The 16,784-nt window shown below is 50.8% G+C and carries 15 protein-coding genes; 1 reads left to right on the top strand and 14 read right to left on the bottom strand.

From position 1 onward, the window contains the following. Window positions 1–143: 143 nt before the first annotated feature. The 13 genes from DYA43_RS17705 to DYA43_RS17645 form a co-directional block, all read right to left on the bottom strand. Complete coding sequence (locus tag DYA43_RS17705; protein ID WP_172465316.1) at window positions 144–1,832, bottom strand: ATP-binding SpoIIE family protein phosphatase; 1,689 nt, start codon at window positions 1,830–1,832, stop codon at window positions 144–146. A 25-nt stretch (window positions 1,833–1,857) separates the two neighbouring features. Next, entirely contained in the window at window positions 1,858–2,157 is a 300-nt protein-coding gene (locus tag DYA43_RS17700) for an STAS domain-containing protein (RefSeq protein ID WP_055453688.1), read from the bottom strand. A gap of 9 nt (window positions 2,158–2,166) precedes the next feature. Next, window positions 2,167–3,342, bottom strand: coding sequence for a methyl-accepting chemotaxis protein (locus tag DYA43_RS17695; RefSeq protein WP_024375230.1), 1,176 nt, complete (start codon window positions 3,340–3,342; stop codon window positions 2,167–2,169). 21 nt (window positions 3,343–3,363) lie between these two features. Beyond that, window positions 3,364–4,416, bottom strand: coding sequence for a protein-glutamate methylesterase/protein-glutamine glutaminase (locus DYA43_RS17690; RefSeq protein ID WP_047461857.1), 1,053 nt, complete (start codon window positions 4,414–4,416; stop codon window positions 3,364–3,366). Beyond that, complete coding sequence (locus tag DYA43_RS17685; RefSeq protein WP_370446024.1) at window positions 4,413–5,033, bottom strand: chemotaxis protein CheD; 621 nt, start codon at window positions 5,031–5,033, stop codon at window positions 4,413–4,415. The genes DYA43_RS17690 and DYA43_RS17685 overlap by 4 nt, the downstream gene beginning before the upstream one ends. Before the next feature lie 33 nt (window positions 5,034–5,066). Beyond that, window positions 5,067–5,897 (bottom strand): CheR family methyltransferase, encoded by an 831-nt coding sequence (locus DYA43_RS17680; protein WP_061056040.1) that lies wholly within the window; start codon window positions 5,895–5,897, stop codon window positions 5,067–5,069. Window positions 5,898–5,912: 15 nt separating this feature from the next. Continuing rightward, window positions 5,913–8,330 (bottom strand): aerotaxis transducer Aer2, encoded by a 2,418-nt coding sequence (gene aer2, locus DYA43_RS17675; protein ID WP_061056039.1) that lies wholly within the window; start codon window positions 8,328–8,330, stop codon window positions 5,913–5,915. A gap of 10 nt (window positions 8,331–8,340) precedes the next feature. Then, window positions 8,341–8,805: a chemotaxis protein CheW gene (locus DYA43_RS17670; RefSeq protein ID WP_061056038.1), complete on the bottom strand. Its 465-nt coding sequence runs from the start codon at window positions 8,803–8,805 to the stop codon at window positions 8,341–8,343. Then, a complete protein-coding gene (locus tag DYA43_RS17665; protein WP_370446023.1) occupies window positions 8,805–9,296 on the bottom strand; it encodes a chemotaxis protein CheW in 492 nt (163 codons plus the stop codon). The genes DYA43_RS17670 and DYA43_RS17665 overlap by 1 nt, the downstream gene beginning before the upstream one ends. A gap of 58 nt (window positions 9,297–9,354) precedes the next feature. Next, a complete protein-coding gene (locus DYA43_RS17660) occupies window positions 9,355–11,487 on the bottom strand; it encodes a chemotaxis protein CheA (protein WP_024375237.1) in 2,133 nt (710 codons plus the stop codon). A 57-nt stretch (window positions 11,488–11,544) separates the two neighbouring features. Then, window positions 11,545–11,904 (bottom strand): response regulator, encoded by a 360-nt coding sequence (locus DYA43_RS17655; protein WP_024375238.1) that lies wholly within the window; start codon window positions 11,902–11,904, stop codon window positions 11,545–11,547. Continuing rightward, entirely contained in the window at window positions 11,904–12,188 is a 285-nt protein-coding gene (locus DYA43_RS17650) for an STAS domain-containing protein (RefSeq protein WP_024375239.1), read from the bottom strand. Before DYA43_RS17650 ends, DYA43_RS17655 begins: the two co-directional genes overlap by 1 nt. 286 nt (window positions 12,189–12,474) lie before the next feature. Further along, complete coding sequence (locus DYA43_RS17645; protein WP_055452253.1) at window positions 12,475–14,511, bottom strand: tRNA(Met) cytidine acetyltransferase TmcA; 2,037 nt, start codon at window positions 14,509–14,511, stop codon at window positions 12,475–12,477. 221 nt (window positions 14,512–14,732) lie between these two features. On the opposite strand from DYA43_RS17645, the gene DYA43_RS17640 reads away from it, so the two are divergent. Beyond that, entirely contained in the window at window positions 14,733–15,767 is a 1,035-nt protein-coding gene (locus DYA43_RS17640; protein ID WP_032082458.1) for an ABC transporter substrate-binding protein, read from the top strand. 42 nt (window positions 15,768–15,809) lie between these two features. Here the strand turns inward: DYA43_RS17640 and DYA43_RS17635 are convergent, their stop codons facing one another. Next, window positions 15,810–16,781, bottom strand: coding sequence for a ParB/RepB/Spo0J family partition protein (locus DYA43_RS17635; RefSeq protein ID WP_061056037.1), 972 nt, complete (start codon window positions 16,779–16,781; stop codon window positions 15,810–15,812). Between the last annotated feature and the right edge of the window lie 3 nt (window positions 16,782–16,784).

The raw sequence follows: 16,784 nt of genomic DNA, 5'->3' as shown, positions 1-16,784 counted from the left end.
ACAACCTTACGGCATTCCTGTCGTTTACAGCACAGTGTATAAAAAATGATACTGAGTCGAAATAATTCGATGTTCAAATTAAGGCTTACATCACTTCTGGAACCAAAGTCTCTCGCTGATGAAGAGGTTTACAGTGTAAATACTTAACCGATGGCAGGAAAGGTGTGCGACTCATTGAATACATACACCGCATGCACACATTTTCCGTTGTTGGAGTAATGCAGAGATTCACACAACTCCGACGCCAGCAGTATTCCTCGCCCATAAGTCACATTCGAATCGGTCTGGCTACTTTGCTGACACTCAAAGCCTTTACCGCTGTGTTCCAACGTCATCTCAATACGACCTTTGGCCGGCTGATAATCGACGTTCAGACGAATCCAGTGATACTCGGCAAGTGATTTCAACTTCTCTTCGCGCATCTGGTAATAGTGGAAAAAGCCGTCCGGATCCTCTTTCATGTCCGATTTCAGTTCCAGCAAACCATGTTCGATCGCATTAGAAAACAGCTCAGACAATATCGAGCAGAGCAGATCCAAATGCGCTCCGCCAAGTACCATGCCTTTGAGGAAATTACGAATCTCGTTCATCACCACTACCTCTTTCAGCACCGCCGCCGGAAAACTGATTTCGCTTTTCACCGGAACATTGCTCAGAAGCAGAGGCTGCGCGAGCTGAACCTGACTGCTGTTGGTAATCGGAAAAACCATGGTGAGAATGGAGAGGTCATCCCGCGAACCTGCTTTGGCAAACAGTTTGACCTCTTCATACAACGTCGGGATAAGTTCGCCTTGCGGCACACGCATCAGCAGCGCTTCCAACCGCTCTTCTCCGAACCGTTCCCCCAGCGCGTTTTCTGCTTCAGTGATGCCATCGGTATAACCGACGATACGCTGGCCGGGTTCCAGTTTGAAATGTTGCAAATCGCTTTCGAACTCGTTGGATTTCAACACGCCAAGTGGCATGTGTGTCGAGACCAGACGTTTCACCACTCTACCTGCGTCATCGAGAATATAGCCGTCCGGTAAACCTCCGCCCCACCAGGAGACTTCAAAGCCGTTGGCGCGCACTTCAAACACGCTGGCCGCCAGCATCATACCGGTCGGCAAAAAGCTTTCCAGCGAGCGGTTGAGCTCGGTCACCATTTCCCCCAGCGATAATCCTCGTGCCGCGGTGGAGAAGAAGGTTCTCGTTGCCGGAATAGTCGAAATCGCAGCGGGTAAGCCGCTGCCTGTCGCATCCGCAATCATCACGTAAGCTCCGCCATAAGGGCGGCTAGCTGCCACAATTAAATCGCCGTTAAAGATGGTCGATGGCGTTGAGATGTATTCAATGCCAAACAGGTGCTCAACCTGCGCGCTCATCTCTTCCATCAGGTTAGAGAAGATCGATTCCGAAATCGCGTAGTCGTACTGCACCTGTTCACGAAAATGTTGCAACTGATCGCGCTGCTCGGTGACCTCTTTGTGCATCTTCACGGTGCGGTAATGGGCCTGAACTTTGGCAATCAACACATTGCGCTCGACGGGTTTAAGGATGAAGTCATCGCCATACGTCAGACAACGCTCAAACGAATCGTGATCATCGAGTACGGTCAGAAAGATTATCGGAATGTAGTTTTCCGGGAACGCACGACGAATGTCCTGCGCCGTGGTAAAGCCGTCTTTAATCGGCATCATGACATCGAGCAAGATCAGATCCGGCAAGGTGTCCATCTGCTGCATTGCTTCCACCACACCCTGACCATTAGCGAACACATCGATCTGGTCAGCCACATGCGCCAGCATAAAGCGGCACAATTCTCGGTTGGTGGCATGATCATCCACAACCATCACACGCATGGTAATGCCTCATCGCTTATTCAATGGTGAACTTCTTGTCGAAGCGGGAAATCAACAACACTTTTCGCACCTGCGGCAGCGTGTTTACGATACGTATCATGCCGTCCGGTTGCTCAAGATAGTTTTTCATGTTCAGCAACATACCCAGCGCGGCGCTATCGATGTAATCCACTTTACGCAAATCGACCGTGAAACGGTGATCGTAGCGTTTGGCGTAACTGCTGCGAAAATCTTGCACCAGGTTAAAACAGAAGGTGCCTTCCACCGAAATGGTCACGTGTTTGTTGTTCGTATCGATGCTGGTTTCAATTCCCATGCTCGCTCCTTAGAAAAGTTCTACTTCGCCTTCATCCATACAACTTTGGTTCGCTGCAGGAGCACTGCGTTTAGACGAACGTTCTTGCAGGTGCTGAATTTGCTCGGTCACCTCGTTGAGTTCCTGAGTGTTGCGGCGCAGCACGCCCAACAAACCGACCGCCTCTTCCAGGTAGTTCAGTGAGTCTTGCGCATAGTCGCCCTGCTGAATCACGATATCGGCAAACTGCAGCGAACGCACTCCGTCACTTACGTGCTTGACCAAAGCTTTACCGAGCTCCTGAATCTTCTGCACTTCACGTTCAATTTCGGTATTGACCTGCTGCACGCCATGGAGCATGTCGTCAACTTTGTGTTTAGAGGCTTCCACATGCGACATGTCTATCGACGCCATCTCGCCCACGGTTTTGTTGGCCTCTTTCACCGTTTGCTGCGCAATCTGGATCTCTTTTTCAATCTGGCTATTCAGCTCTGACGCTTTGACGGAGAGGTTTCGCACTTCCTGTGCAACCACGGCAAACCCGCGCCCGGCTTCTCCTGCCCGCGCCGCTTCTATCGCGGCATTGAGTGCCAACAGATTTGTCTGTTCGGATAAGCCTCGCACCTGATCGAGCAGCTTAAACACCACATCGAGCTTATTCGACATATCGCGAATACTGGTCACCGCTGAGGTACTTTTCTCCGACACATTCAGCAACGTTGATACGTATTCGTTGATGATGGCTTCGGTACGCGGCAGCACCGTCGTCAGGCTGTATTCGCTGTTCTGGTTAGCGAGAAGATTGTTCACTAAAGTGCTGGAAATGGCCGACTGCTGCTCACTGACAGTTTGCAGACCAAAAAAGCTCTCGTTAAGAGTCTCGACCGACTCATCAATGATGCGATGCTGTTTTTGCAACGGGTCGCGAATACGATTGAGATTAAGGGTGATCACCGATTCCAACTGTTCGGTTGGGGCGTTGTCCGCAGCAGGAACCACCGCTTTCTTCGCGACGTTTTTCTGAGGCGCAGAGACGTTGCCTGACTCCGGTTGTTTTGCAGACAACATCAGCCACGGCAGGGCGGCGGCTGCAATCATTCCTATCACCAGCCACGCCGAGTGAACCTGAGTCAGCAGTGCGCCCAGTAACACCAGCTGCACGAGTAGAATCAGCCCTTTCTTATTCATGGTTTTTCTGTTTTCCATACCGACTCCTTGGTGAGAAACTCAACGCTGAATTTTATGTAGCTCGACTTGTTCGCAAATCCATTGCGGCACCGCATTCAATGAACGCACATCCTGCGCGCCGCCAAGTTCAACCGCGACTCGCGGCATTCCCCAGACGACGCTGCTCTTTTCATCCTGAGCGACAGTCGGGGCGCCTTGCTGACGCATTTTCAACATGCCACGCGCACCATCCTGCCCCATTCCGGTCAGAATGATGCCAACTGCCCGATCGCCGACCACTTCTGCCACCGAATCAAACATCACGTCCACCGATGGTTTGTGACGATTCACCGCAGCGCGATCATCGAGATCCGCATACAACTGCGCACCACGTTTGATCACCACCATGTGGCGATCGCCCGGCGCGAGGTAAGCATGCCCTGCTTTCAGCGGCGTATGGCTACTCACCACTTCGTGAACGCTGATTGCACTGTGTTCATCCAGCCGTTTGGCAAAGGACGGTGTAAACATCGCACTGATGTGCTGCGTGATAACAATCGGTGGCAACGTAGCGGGCAGCGCCGATAACACACTCTTGACCGCTTCCGTACCGCCTGTCGACGCGCCAATCGCCAGCAACTGAATTCGTGTTTCATCTGATGTCCGTAACACGGGCGCAGACACCACGGATTTCGTCACCGACGCCACATTGGCACCGGCCGCCATTTTGATTTTCTCGTTGACCAACGCTTTGTAGTTGACCATATCGGCGGTGTTTTCCACCGACGGCTTAGGAAAATAGTCCACCGCTCCCAGTTCAAGCGCTGTTAATGTAGGCTCAGCGCCGTGTTGCGCCAGCGTGGATATCATCACTACCGGCATTGGCCGAAGGCGCATGAGATTTTTGAGAAACTGTACGCCGTTCATTCTCGGCATTTCAATGTCGAGTGTCAGTACATCCGGGTTGTAACGTTTGATCAACTCGCGTGCCTGATAGGGATCTTCGGCACTTGCGACCACTTCCAGATCCGGATCCGATTCGATTAACTGAGTCAGCAGCGCACGAAAAACCGGAGAATCATCCACGACCAACACTCTGATCTTTTTACTCATTCAAACAACTCCACCGCACCCGTTTGGGTGTGCGTCTCTTTGTCCAGTTGAACAAAATAGCGTTCTTCATGACGGCGAATGTTGGACACTTCCGCACATGGAATGCGCTTGATCCATACCCGGCCGCTTCGTGGGTCAAACAAGACCCGTCGCGGCTCAGTGCCACCCAAATCCTGCGCTTCGACTTTTAATTGTTCGCGTTGCACATACGCCATCACAAACTCGACGTTTTTGATGCCAATCAGCGACTGAAACCCCATCAGTTGCGCACCGCCAAACAGCTTCACTTTTATACGACGCCTGTCAGCGCCCTGGATAATCAGCTGGTTAATCAACAGCTCCATCGCATAGCATCCATAACGCGAAGCGGTGGAAAGCAGTTCCTGCGGTTTCCAGTGATGCAGCTGTGCAGAGGTATCAAATGGCAGAAGAAAATGATTCATCCCGCCGACCTGCGCTTTTTCATCCCACATGCATGCTGCCACACAGGAACCCAGACCGGTGCAGATGATCTCGGCCTGGTTGGTCACATACACGCCACCCGGCAATACTTTCACCCAAGGCATGTTGGGCTTGAGATTTGGAAAACGATCATGATTGATGTTGTCCATTTTTATCGTTGTCGATGTCGGGTTATCCATTCTTCCGCCCTACATTTTGACGTAGATCGTCTGACCTAAGTGGTGAAACAGCGGACTGCAACGGCCGACGCTTTCCGAATGGCCGAGAAACAAGACGCCACCGGGTTTTAAGCGATCATGAAAACGGGTGATCAGCAGTTCTTGGGTCGGCTTATCAAAATAGATCATCACGTTACGGCACAAGATCAGATCCAACTCGTTCGGCAGCGACCAGTGATCCATCAGATTCAGCTGTTGAAAATGGACAAATTGCTGCAAACGGTTCGCCACTTTGATCTTGCCATTCTGATCCCCTTTACCACGCAGGAAACACGGTTTGAGATACGGTTTAGGAATGCTGGCCAGCGCATCCTGCGAATACACGCCGCGTTGCGCGTGATCCAGCACTTGTGTATCTAAGTCGGTTGCCCAGATATTGACAGATTCAGCGAAGTCAAACGTGCCGGACATCAGCAGTGACGCTGCGACACTGTATGGTTCCTCGCCGGTAGAGCAGCCTGCTGACCAGATGTTGATGTTGTGGTTGTTAAGGCTACGCCACCCTTCAACCACCACTTTTTCAAGAAACTCAAAGTGGTGGTATTCGCGAAAAAACTGGGTTTTATTGGTGGTTAACGTATTGATGAAATGGATGCACTCCTGTTCATCTTTTTCAATTAACGTCCGATATTCCGCAAAACGCGTCAGACCACGGCGGCGCATCTGACGACTGATGCGCCCATACACCATGGTCCGCTTTCGGTCGGACAGATAGATGCCCACCCGTTTGTGCATAAACCACTGGATGAACTTGAAGTCTTTGTCCGTCAGTTCAAATTCTTGTTCATTCAAAGCCAACATTGTTGGAGTCCTTTACTAAAACTCTTCCCACTCATCACCATCGTCTTTCACATCGAGTCTGGCATTTGCGACTTTTCCCGAAGAGCGCAAGTCACTGACATTGCTACGCTTCGACTGCATAGGTACCGCAGGCGGCGCAGACTTTCGCGTTTCAAAAGTGGTGATGTTGCTGTCGGTGGTAAAGTAGTTCATCAGATTGAGCAGCTCTTTACCTTCATCTTTCAGCGACTGACTGGCCGCCGAGATCTCTTCAACCAGCGAGGCGTTTTGCTGCGTCATTTCATCCATTGCTGTCACCGCGCGGTTGATCTCATCAATCCCTGTCGACTGCTCGATACTGGACGATGCTATCTGGCCAATCAGGTGCGACACTTTGCTGACGGCTTCCACTATTTCGTTGAGGGTCGATCCGGACTCATTCACCAGACGGGAACCTTCATCCACTTTCTCGACGCTGTCTTTAATAAGACCTTTGATCTCTTTGGCCGCCGCCGCACTGCGCTGAGCAAGGTTGCGAACTTCACCCGCCACCACAGCAAAACCTCGGCCTTGCTCGCCTGCTCGTGCCGCTTCTACCGCCGCGTTGAGCGCCAGCAGGTTGGTTTGGAAGGCAATCTCATCAATGACGCCGATGATGTCCGCGATTTTCTTACTTGCGGTGTTGATCTCGCCCATGGCGTTAATCGCTTGGCCGACCACTTCGCCACCGCGCGTCGCTTTCTTCGCCGCATCGGCAGACACGCCGTTGGCATCTTTCGCATTATCGGCATTCTGACGTACCGTCGCGGTCATCTGCTCCATGCTGGCGGCGGTCTGTTCCAGATTAGAAGCCTGTGCTTCCACGCGCTGACTGAGATCGTTATTGCCTTCGGCAATTTCCGTCGACGCGGTCGCAACGCGCGCCGACGACTTGGTGATCTTGTCGACCATGTTGCGCAGGTTAGTAATGGAGGTGTTGACCGCTTCGGCCAGACGCCCAAATTCACCCTGATGTTCATGCGGCATTTGGTTGTTGAGATTCCCCTCTGCCACCTGACTCATCACATCAATACATTGGCCAAGCGGTTCAACCAACGTATCCAGCAGGTTATTGATGCCATCGCCCAGCTCGCGCATAAAGCCGCTGTAAACCGATGTATCAATCCGTTCATGCAGTTGACCATCAATCGCTTTCTGAATCAGGCTTTCGACCTGACGCTGACCATCGCGCTGCTCTGTGATATCGACCCACTGTAATGCCGGGCCAATGTAGTTGCCTTTCGCATCACGCATCGCGATGCAGGTAAGGTTGAATTCCAGCGACCCCACTTTGATGTTGGAACTGAACGGCAGGCGATCCGGGGTGCTGATGATGCTGCGTTGATGGGACGGATTTTTATGGAACGTGTCGATGCTGCGCCCGACCAGTTTGCTGACTTCAAAACCCGGAAAAGCCTGAGCCAATTCACTTTCCCGGCTACGTAACAGGGCGGAAAGCGACGGGTTGAGATATTGGATGATGCCTTCCTGATCAGCCATCATCAGGTTAGTAGTCATGCCTTCCACCGCGGACGCCAGACGGCCGATTTCGGTCTCTTTGGCCCGCTCTTCCGTCACGTCACGCCACTCCAGCGTGTTGCCAATGTACTTGCCATCCAGATCGAAAATCGCCGCTACATTGAGCTCTATTTTCAGCGGGCCAATGGTGATGTCGGTGCTATAAGGCAGGTTGTTCGGATCGCTGAGCAGCTTGCGCTGATGCGCCGGATTACGGTGAAATTCATCAATGCAGCGTCCCATCAGCCAATCGGATGAAGCGGTAAAACCCGACCACACTGTGCGCAGCGTCGCTTCATGCTTACCAAACAGCGTCAGTGTTTCTTTGTTGATGTAGGTAATGTTGAAATCACGGTCGATCATCACCATCGCAGTCTGCGCTTGGTCAATCGCCGCTCGCAGGCGAGCCACTTCATGTTCCTGCTGGCGCGCCGCGGTTACATCTTTCCACTCCAGCGTGTTGCCAATGTACACGCCGTTGCCATCAATGATGGCACCGACATTGAGTTCGATTTTGACCCCTTTGATATCAATCGTCGTTACGTAAGGAAGATTAGCGGGAGTCGACAGCATCTGCCGTTGATGTGCAGGATGAGCATGAAAATTGTCGATGCTGTAGCCCATGAGGAACTGCTCTTCTGCGCGAAAATTGGGCCACACAGACTTAAACAGTGCTTCATGATGTTTAAGCAGATTCATCGATTGCTTGTTGAGATAAGTGATCTTGAAATCCCGGTCGATCATCATCAAAGCGGTCTGAGCGGCGTTCAGCGCAGAAAGAAGCTGCTGATTGGAAAGCCCCTGTTCTGCTTCATCTTCCCGTTCGTCCAGCAAAGAATCCGTAGCCGGTGCGACATAGCGCTTTTCTTGTTGGGGTTTACGATTCCAAAATGCCATGAGTGTTCCCTCACATGATTGCTTCTTCAATGGTGTGGTGATTGAGTTCTGTCACGTTAAACAGCGACTCAATATCAATCAAAATCAAATGACCGCTTTTCACCGCGGCAATGCCTTTAATAAACTTTTGCTTGGCGACACTGGACAAATGCGGCGCCGGTTTTATCTGTTCAGGATTGAGTTCATACACTTCCGCAACGCCATCCACGATGAGCCCGAGCGGGTGCTTCTCAATGTCGTTGAGTACCACCACCACGGTCGTGGCCGTGATTTGCGCGGCAGGCAGATGAAAGCGCATCCGCAGATCCACAATCGGTACGTACTCTCCACGAATATCAAGCACGCCAACCATGTAGTCAGGCGAGTTGGGCACCGCGCGGACGTCGTTCCAGCCACGCACTTCGCGCACATCCAGAATTGGGACGCCGTATTCATCCTCATCCAGCACAAAGCTGAGAAACTCCTGAGTCGCCATCACGCCTCCTCACCCAAAATGCGCGCCATATCCAGCAGCGTATCGGTATCCAGCAGTGACATCACTTCTTCACCCACATTGAGTAACCCTTGCAGATAAGGCGCCACCGATGTCTCGCCGATCGCCGGGTACAAATCGTTATCGCCCTGCCCAATCACATCGCTGACCGCATCGACAACCAACCCCATCAGCCTTGACTGGTCACCCACTTCACTACGCAACACCAACACAACAGTCGTGGGCAGATAGTCATTCGAACCGATGCCAAACCGAAGACGTAAATCCATGATCGGTACAATCATGCCGCGCAGGTTAATCACACCTTTGACAAAATGGGGAGAGCGAGGAATCGGCGTCGGATGTTCCCAAACGCGGATCTCTTCGACATCGCGAATGGCCACGCCGTACAGCTCGTTCGCCAGACGGAAGCTGAGAAAATCTGCGCCACGTGACGCATCGTCGTGACTGGCCATCAGTGCTGCGTGCACCATGGATTCATGTTGAAGCGGATGTGCGTGTTCGATATCCATTCGTCGCTCTCCTTAACTACTAGGCCGCCATGCCTTTCTGACCACCGAAACTTCGGCGTTTTAAGTAACTGGTGATGAGTCCCTGAATATCCAGAATCAGCGACACGGAGCCGTCGCCCAAAATGGTCGCACCAGAAATACCCGCGACTTTGGCGTAGTTGGACTCCAGACTCTTAATCACAACCTGCTGCTGATCGAGCAGTTCATCCACCAACAAACCGACCCGATTCCCTGCGGCTTCAACGAAGCAGAGTAACCGTCGTCCCAGCGCGCCGCTGTCACCCATTTCCAACTCATCCTGAAGGCGTAGAATCGGAATGTTTTCGTCACGCAGGCGATAGAGTTCAACGCCACCAGAGGCGAGTTTGACGCAGGATGGATTGATTTGTATCGATTCGATGATCGTCAGCAGCGGAATGATGTAGACTTCGCTGCCAACCTTAACCAACTGGCCGTCGAGAATGGCCAGTGTCAGCGGCAAGCTGATGGTGAAATGGCTGCCTTGCCCGAGGTGAGATTCCACTTCGATATGGCCGCCCAGCTCTTCGATATTGCGTTTCACCACATCCATGCCGACGCCACGACCGGAAATGTCCGACACCTGATCGGCCGTCGAAAAGCCAGGAGCGAAAATAAGATTAAGCACCTGTTTGTCTGAAATCTCGTCACGACGCGAGTCGGCAGGCAGCACACCTTTCTCCACCGCTTTGCGCCACACGCGGTCGCAATCAATGCCGGCCCCATCGTCTTTCACTTCGATGATAATGGAGCCGCCCTGATGATAGGCATTCAGTTCAATCAGCCCCATTTCCGACTTACCCGCTGCAAGCCGTTGCTGCGGACGTTCAATGCCATGGTCGATACCATTACGCACCAGATGCACCAGCGGATCGACAATGCGTTCCAACACGGTTTTATCCAGTTCGGTATTTTCGCCTTGAATCTGCAGGTCGACTTTCTTCTCCAGTCGCCCGCACAGGTCACGAACCAGACGCGGAAAGCGGCTAAAAGCAAAACTCATCGGTAACATGCGAATATTGAGCACGTTCTCTTGTAAATCTTTGCTGTTTTGCAGCAGTTGCGCGAGCCCCGCTTGCAACTTCTCCAGCTTATCCATCGAGAAATCATTGCCAATTTCAGTCAGCATCGATTGAGTGATCACCAGCTCACCGACCAGATTAATCAGGCTATCGACTTTATCGATATCCACCCGAATGGAGGTGACGCTCGATTCCGCTTTCGCTGCTTTGGCTGGTGCTTTCTCTTTCAGTTCCGATTCTTTGCTGTCGCTCAGTGCAGGTTTTATTACCAACGGCGGCGAAACGTCTTCAACTGGCGTAGCGTCCTGAATGCTGATTGGCTCTTGCACCGCAACAGGTTCGGCAGCAACATTGGAAGGGGCACTTGTTTCTGCACTGGATGCAGCAGCGCGTTCGATGGTTAACTCACATTCGTCTTCCACCCATTCGAAAATTTCACGAATCGCCGCTTCATCCACTTCGCCACTGACGTCAGCATGCCAGGACAAGTAGCAGAGTTCCGCTTCCATTTCGAGAAGCTCAGGCAAGGCCTGACTATCCGCCTGAATGTTACATTCTGAGTCGAGTTCATACAGTTCACGCAGAATCCGCAATGGATCATTGCCACTGAAAAACAGCTCACGATGCGGAACAAAGGCAATGCGCCAACGGCCGGTTTGCGTATCTGACGTTTTGGCGGCTGCGAGATCCGCACTCTGGGTTGGAGAAGAACTCCCCAGCGGCGATGAGGACAATAGCTGTGCAAGCTGATGACTTACCGAAGCTTTCAGGTCAAGATCGACATCCGAACCCGTTTCATGTCCAGCCAGCATATCGCCAATAACGTCGCAACTTTTGAGCAGAACATCCACGCTGGTGGCCGACAATTCTGCTTCGTGATTACGAACTTTATCGAGATACGCCTCAACGGAGTGAGTAAACTCGCTGATATCGAGCAAATTGAAGGTAGCAGCGCCACCTTTGATGGAGTGAGCGGCGCGAAAAATGGTGTTAATGGTTTCGTGGTCTCCATCCTGAGGGTCAAGATGGAGCAACACATTTTCCAGCACTTCAAGATTTTCACGACATTCTTCGTAAAACATCTTGCGCAGCTGTTCCATGTCTAAAGCCATATTCAGTCCTGCCAATTGACGTTATCGATATTTCAACGCTTCAAAGTCGAAGTAAAATTACAGCACGCGTTTTAGAGTTTTTAGTAACGTATCTGGGTTAAAAGGTTTCACCAGCCAGCCGGTCGCCCCCGCTAACTTACCTTCTTGTTTTTTCTCCATGCTGGTTTCTGTGGTCAGCATTAAAATCGGAATGAATTTGTATTGAGGATTACCACGAATGGCTTTCACCAGTTCGAAGCCGCCCATGTTGGGCATGTTGACGTCGGAAATCACCACATCAAATTTCGTGCTCTGCGCTTTGGTCAGCGCTTCACGACCATCATTTGCGGTTTCCACCTCATAACCAGCATCCATTAAGGTGTGGCTGACCATCTGACGAATAGAAATGGAGTCATCTACTGCGAGAATTTTTGTCATCACGTCTTCCTTGTTACATCCTGAGATTCCATAAACCTGTGCTTCAGGCCCAGCACCTCGATGCCTTCCTGCAACACTTCAGATATGTTTTCTAAACGAATGTTTTTTTCCGCCAAGCGAGCAGATTCAAAAAGTGACACCAGCAGCTGGATACCAGCGGCATCGACTCGCGAGACACGAGCCGCATCAACGACAATCTTGCTGTCTTGTTGCAGCCATTCCAGATATTGGAGTTTGCAATCAACCACATTGCTGATGTCCAGGCTCTCATTTAAGGCGAACATAAGCAGATTTCCTTGTCATTGTCGGATTGAAATTAGGTTTGTTTTTTCCTCATGTCAGTGTAGGAAGGAATAGTTAATTAGCAAATTGCATAATACAGATTCATTTGTTCAGTGAATGCGACTTTTGTATTAGACAAATTCTTAAGTCATTCAATAAGAAGGGAAATGTCGAAGAGTTGTAGAAAAGAAAAAGTCCTACTTAGGTTCATGTTCAAGTAGGACTTTTTTGTCATTCGGAATTTCAGTGAAGCATTTACAGTGTAAATCAACCTATATCAAACCGATCTCACTCCGGCGTTTTACAGTGTAAATTTGTCAGTAACTTAGCGAGAGATGTTCTGATTTCCTGCTCCACTTGTTTGCGTCCGGCTAAGCCGAACGCTTTGGCACATTCTTGCCATGTTCTCTGCTGTAATACTTTTGCAATCAATAAGTCTGGCACTTGTTGCCATTGTTCTTGAGTTAAACCCAGCAAAAGTTGTTCTATCCAGGCGCCCACACTTTCAAAGTTGGCTCCGCCATATGAGTATTGTTCCAACAACCCAATCGGAATTTCGCCCGCTTTCGCTTCAGAGGACGTAGACATCAAACGTCGCACCAATGCGGGAGGTAACGTACGCAGCGTATCTTTCAGTTCATAGAGAAAATGAGTTTCGAACTGAGAGGACGCTTCTGCCGTCCATGGTGCGTTGGCACTCTTAACCATCAACAGAGAATAACATCCGCTTGCTTGATCACGCTGCGACCCCATTTTCATCGCTCGAAATTGATTACGCTGCCAGAAATGAACCAGTTCATCCGTTGCGCCAAAACTCGTTGCGAAATAATCGGCATGATGGGTAGTAAAAAATTGCGATAGTAACTGCGAGCCAATACCTGAATCTTGCACCTGAGGATGAACCGCAATACGCATCACGCGCAAACAAGTTTGCGACGCGGCTTCGCTGAACCCAAGTTGATTCGCGAGAGTTACTGGCGCCAAGTGCCCTTTCGGACGGCGTTGACCAAGTTGAATCTGTTGTACCAGTTCAGCGTCCAGCCCACCTTCGCGCACAGCAAGAATACATCCCACCACTTGCTTGTTCGCTTTGGCGATAAAGACACTCATCGCGTCATCGCCAAGAAGGTGAAATAAATCATTCGGCGACGTTTGGTAATGGGCGTTCACCAACAACGAAAAAATTGACTCCAGCAACTCGCGATCGGCCAATAGTTGTTGCTTGGAAATCGACTGGTAGGTCAACGCCGCGATGTCGAGAGCATCGGGCAAAAATTCAAATTCATAATCGAGTAAAAACGCGCGCCGATGCCATGCTTCCAGTGGATCGCCAAGGTTCCAGCGTATTGGTTGGTCAAGATGAAGTGCGCGTGTTTGCGGGCGCTCTTGCTGTAGCCACTGTTGAAACTTGAGCGTAAATCCGCGCCCACACCCTTCGTAACCATGAATGGTGGTAGAGAAAACGGCGCGGTGGTAATGAGAGACAAATGCCATCAGAAATGGCAATGGCAGCGCAGCCGCTTCATCGACCAGCAACAGATCACACTCAGGCAGATGGGCAATGATGTCATCCGGCGCCATAAAACGCAGCCGTGACTCGCCAAAGCAAAGCTCACCTTTATTCATCTGTGCCTGCGGAAGAAGACGGAAAGCATGGTGAAATACCGGCGCGACGGCGCTCAGAGTCGGCGCCGTAAGAACAATATTGAGTGAGCGCGACTGCATCAACTGCGCAGCGGCAATGCCCAAAGCACTGCTTTTCCCCCTCCCCCGATCAGCAGTCAGTACTAACGGACGTTTGCGATGTCCTTCAATAACACGCACGATTTGCGCCACGGCGGCAGTTTGCTGAGCAAATGCATCCACCTCTAACGGCAACTCAACAGCAGGGATAACGGGTATCGAGGTCGGAGTTACTACGAGCAATTCAGATAACGCCGCAGTGAGCCATTGCTGCGCGGGATTCTCATTGCACGCATCCGCGCCGATCACCAGCAGCATACCTCCGCCAACCAATGTCCCCAGTGCAGCACTGAAGCTGTTGGCATCAAACTCATCACTGACATCACAGATCAGCAGCTGGCATTCGCGTCCCAATAACAACTGGCCTTTCTTCGCGGCAACATGCGTTACCCCCGAGTTTGGATCCCCCCCCAACTGAAAGACTGTCGCATGCGCATTTTGTTGATTCAAAACTTGCTGCACCAATGCTTGTTGCCAAACCGCTCCACCTTGCAGACGGATGCCAAAACGACAACGTTGCTTCGCCGCCAATTGCTGAAGCTGTTCAAAGAATTGCAAAAAGTTTGGAGTTGAATTTGCCATAAAAAACCGTGATTTGTTGCAGTTGCACCATGGTAGCACAGGCATGCATCCGCGCCACATTCCGTCGTTATTGGGCTGCGTCCAGTTGCACCAAATCAGGCAATTGAAGGCTAAAAACTTTTTCCATAACGACAAATTATATTTGCTTTATTGAGAACTTAATTTCACTAATTATGCAATCGAAATCCAGCATGGTGCTGGTCTTAAGGAATCAAAATGCAATGAAAAATTTCATCAAAGGATTGGTACTTGCTGCTGCAGTCGCCTCTTCTCAGGTGAGCGCAGAGACGCAAACACTGAATGTTTACGCTTGGGGTGGTTATCTGCCAGAAGCTTCTCTGAAAAAGTTTGAAGAACAAGAAGGCGTAACCATTAACTATTCAACCTTTGAGAATAACGAGTCAATGTACACCAAACTCAAACTTCTTAAAGGTACTGGTTATGACGTGGTGTTCGCATCTGCCTACTTTATTGAGAAAATGGGCCGTGAAGGTCTGTTGGCAGAACTGGACCACGCACAAATCCCGAACATGAAAGATGCAATGCCTTCCCTACTCGGCCAGGCTCACGATCCTCAGAACAAATACTCCCTGCCTTACATTTGGGGTGTAACAGGTCTGAGCTACAACGCATCAATGATTCCTGAAGGCATCACACACTGGAAAGATTTGTGGGATCCTAAATACGCTCAGCAAGTCATGCTGATTGACGATATTCGTGACGTATTCGGTATGGCGCTGATACTGAACGGTTACAGCATCAACACCAAGAACGAAAAAGAGATTGAAAAAGCATACCAATCTCTGTCAGCTCTGAAAGACAATGTCCTGCTGTACAACTCAGATGCACCGCATGTTCCGTACGTATCCGGAGAAGCGGCGTTGGGTATGCAGTGGAACGGCAACGCGTATCAAGGCCAACAAGAGATGCCTGAGCTGAAATTCGTGATGCCGGAAGAAGGTGCCGTTTTGTGGATGGACAACTTCACCATTCCTTCAGGCAGTGAACATAAAGCGCTGGCGCACAAGTTCATTAACTTCATGTACCAGCCAGAAAACCAGGCCGAAATCGTTAACAGCCTGGGTTATGCTTCGGCAACCAAGGGCGGTCGTGCGCTGCTACCTGAAGCGCTGCGTAACAACGCGACTATCTTCCCATCGGACGAAGATATGGCGAAAGGTGAATTCATCAATGATGTGGGCCCAGAAGCGCTCGCTATTTATGAAAAATACTGGCAACGCCTGAGAAACCAATAATTACGATAAGCAATAAAAAAGCCCGCTTCGGCGGGCTTTTGTTTAACTCAATTTTTGTTCGACGAAGTCGAGAATCTCTTTCATCAATGCATCATCGACTTTCTTCAGATTCAGCGCCAGATTCGAACCTTTACGGGAATAACTGACGCGCCCTTTCACCAAGTCAACTTTGTTGTTCACAGCGCGCTTTGGCGGTACCAGTTCTGCAATCCACTGTTCAATGGTTTCGGTCACTTCTTTGGTGATACGAGCCACGCCCTGTGATTGGCAGCGCTGCCACACCAGACCTTCAGCCTGATGACACTTATTCAGCAGTTCAGATTGCTGCTCCGCACTCAAATCGTTGAACTGCTTGTGCAGTTTAACGATCGTTGGACGGCCCAATTCCACCACGTTTGGGTAAGCTTGCAGTAGCTCAAGCGGCAAAGCCGCGGCTTTCAAAGCGCCACTGACGAGCGCTTCGCTGCACTGGAACATCTTCGCCAGTGCTTTTTGGTCTTCCGCTTCCCCGCTGTCGAGTTTGGCCTGCATTTCACGCCCTTTCTCATACAGAGACAAAGGTTTGTGCGCATTAGCGACATCCGACAGGAACTTCGCGTGTTCACCATTGATGTTTTCTGCTACGTAAACCAGAAACTCTTGATTGGCCAGAATACACGACTTGCGGCGACGGCTACCGTCGAGTACTTCAATTTTGCCATCCGCCGTTTTACGGCCAACGGCTGGGTACTGCTGACCACGTTCGCGCAGTGTGCTCAACACATCCGACAGCGCGTGTTCATTCAGGAACGCTTGCTCACGTGCGTTTTCCGCAAAGACGGTGGTACGGGTGGCCACTTCCGAAGCCGGAATACGCACCAGTTCAAACGTCACCAGCTCTTCACCAGCGACAGACAGCTCAATCACTTGAGCCTGAGCTTTAGCAGCCGCGTGCGCTTCTTGAGGGGTCGATGCACGACGCTTATCCGCTTTGCCAAAAAGTTTTGCGTTCAGATCAGACGTTTTAATTGCCATGTG

Source organism: Vibrio fluvialis, assembly GCF_900460245.1.
In the GTDB taxonomy this organism is placed as follows: Bacteria; Pseudomonadota; Gammaproteobacteria; order Enterobacterales; family Vibrionaceae; genus Vibrio; species Vibrio fluvialis.
The sequence above is the reverse complement of the archived record's forward strand: the minus strand, read 5'-3'. Positions and strand labels throughout refer to the sequence as shown.

What these genes read in the sequence shown, in the direction of transcription:
- DYA43_RS17705 (WP_172465316.1), bottom strand. Translation starts at nt 1,832, where the DNA reads ATGGTTGTGGATGATCATGCCACCAACCGAGAATTGTGCCGCTTTATG.
- DYA43_RS17655 (WP_024375238.1), bottom strand. Translation starts at nt 11,904, where the DNA reads ATGACAAAAATTCTCGCAGTAGATGACTCCATTTCTATTCGTCAGATG.
- DYA43_RS17640 (WP_032082458.1), top strand. Translation starts at nt 14,733, where the DNA reads ATGAAAAATTTCATCAAAGGATTGGTACTTGCTGCTGCAGTCGCCTCT.
- aer2 (WP_061056039.1), bottom strand. Translation starts at nt 8,330, where the DNA reads ATGGCATTTTGGAATCGTAAACCCCAACAAGAAAAGCGCTATGTCGCA.
- DYA43_RS17635 (WP_061056037.1), bottom strand. Translation starts at nt 16,781, where the DNA reads ATGGCAATTAAAACGTCTGATCTGAACGCAAAACTTTTTGGCAAAGCG.
- DYA43_RS17660 (WP_024375237.1), bottom strand. Translation starts at nt 11,487, where the DNA reads ATGGCTTTAGACATGGAACAGCTGCGCAAGATGTTTTACGAAGAATGT.
- DYA43_RS17690 (WP_047461857.1), bottom strand. Translation starts at nt 4,416, where the DNA reads ATGAGTAAAAAGATCAGAGTGTTGGTCGTGGATGATTCTCCGGTTTTT.
- DYA43_RS17695 (WP_024375230.1), bottom strand. Translation starts at nt 3,342, where the DNA reads ATGGAAAACAGAAAAACCATGAATAAGAAAGGGCTGATTCTACTCGTG.
- DYA43_RS17700 (WP_055453688.1), bottom strand. Translation starts at nt 2,157, where the DNA reads ATGGGAATTGAAACCAGCATCGATACGAACAACAAACACGTGACCATT.
- DYA43_RS17680 (WP_061056040.1), bottom strand. Translation starts at nt 5,897, where the DNA reads ATGTTGGCTTTGAATGAACAAGAATTTGAACTGACGGACAAAGACTTC.
- DYA43_RS17665 (WP_370446023.1), bottom strand. Translation starts at nt 9,296, where the DNA reads ATGGTGCACGCAGCACTGATGGCCAGTCACGACGATGCGTCACGTGGC.
- DYA43_RS17650 (WP_024375239.1), bottom strand. Translation starts at nt 12,188, where the DNA reads ATGTTCGCCTTAAATGAGAGCCTGGACATCAGCAATGTGGTTGATTGC.
- DYA43_RS17670 (WP_061056038.1), bottom strand. Translation starts at nt 8,805, where the DNA reads ATGGCGACTCAGGAGTTTCTCAGCTTTGTGCTGGATGAGGATGAATAC.
- DYA43_RS17645 (WP_055452253.1), bottom strand. Translation starts at nt 14,511, where the DNA reads ATGGCAAATTCAACTCCAAACTTTTTGCAATTCTTTGAACAGCTTCAG.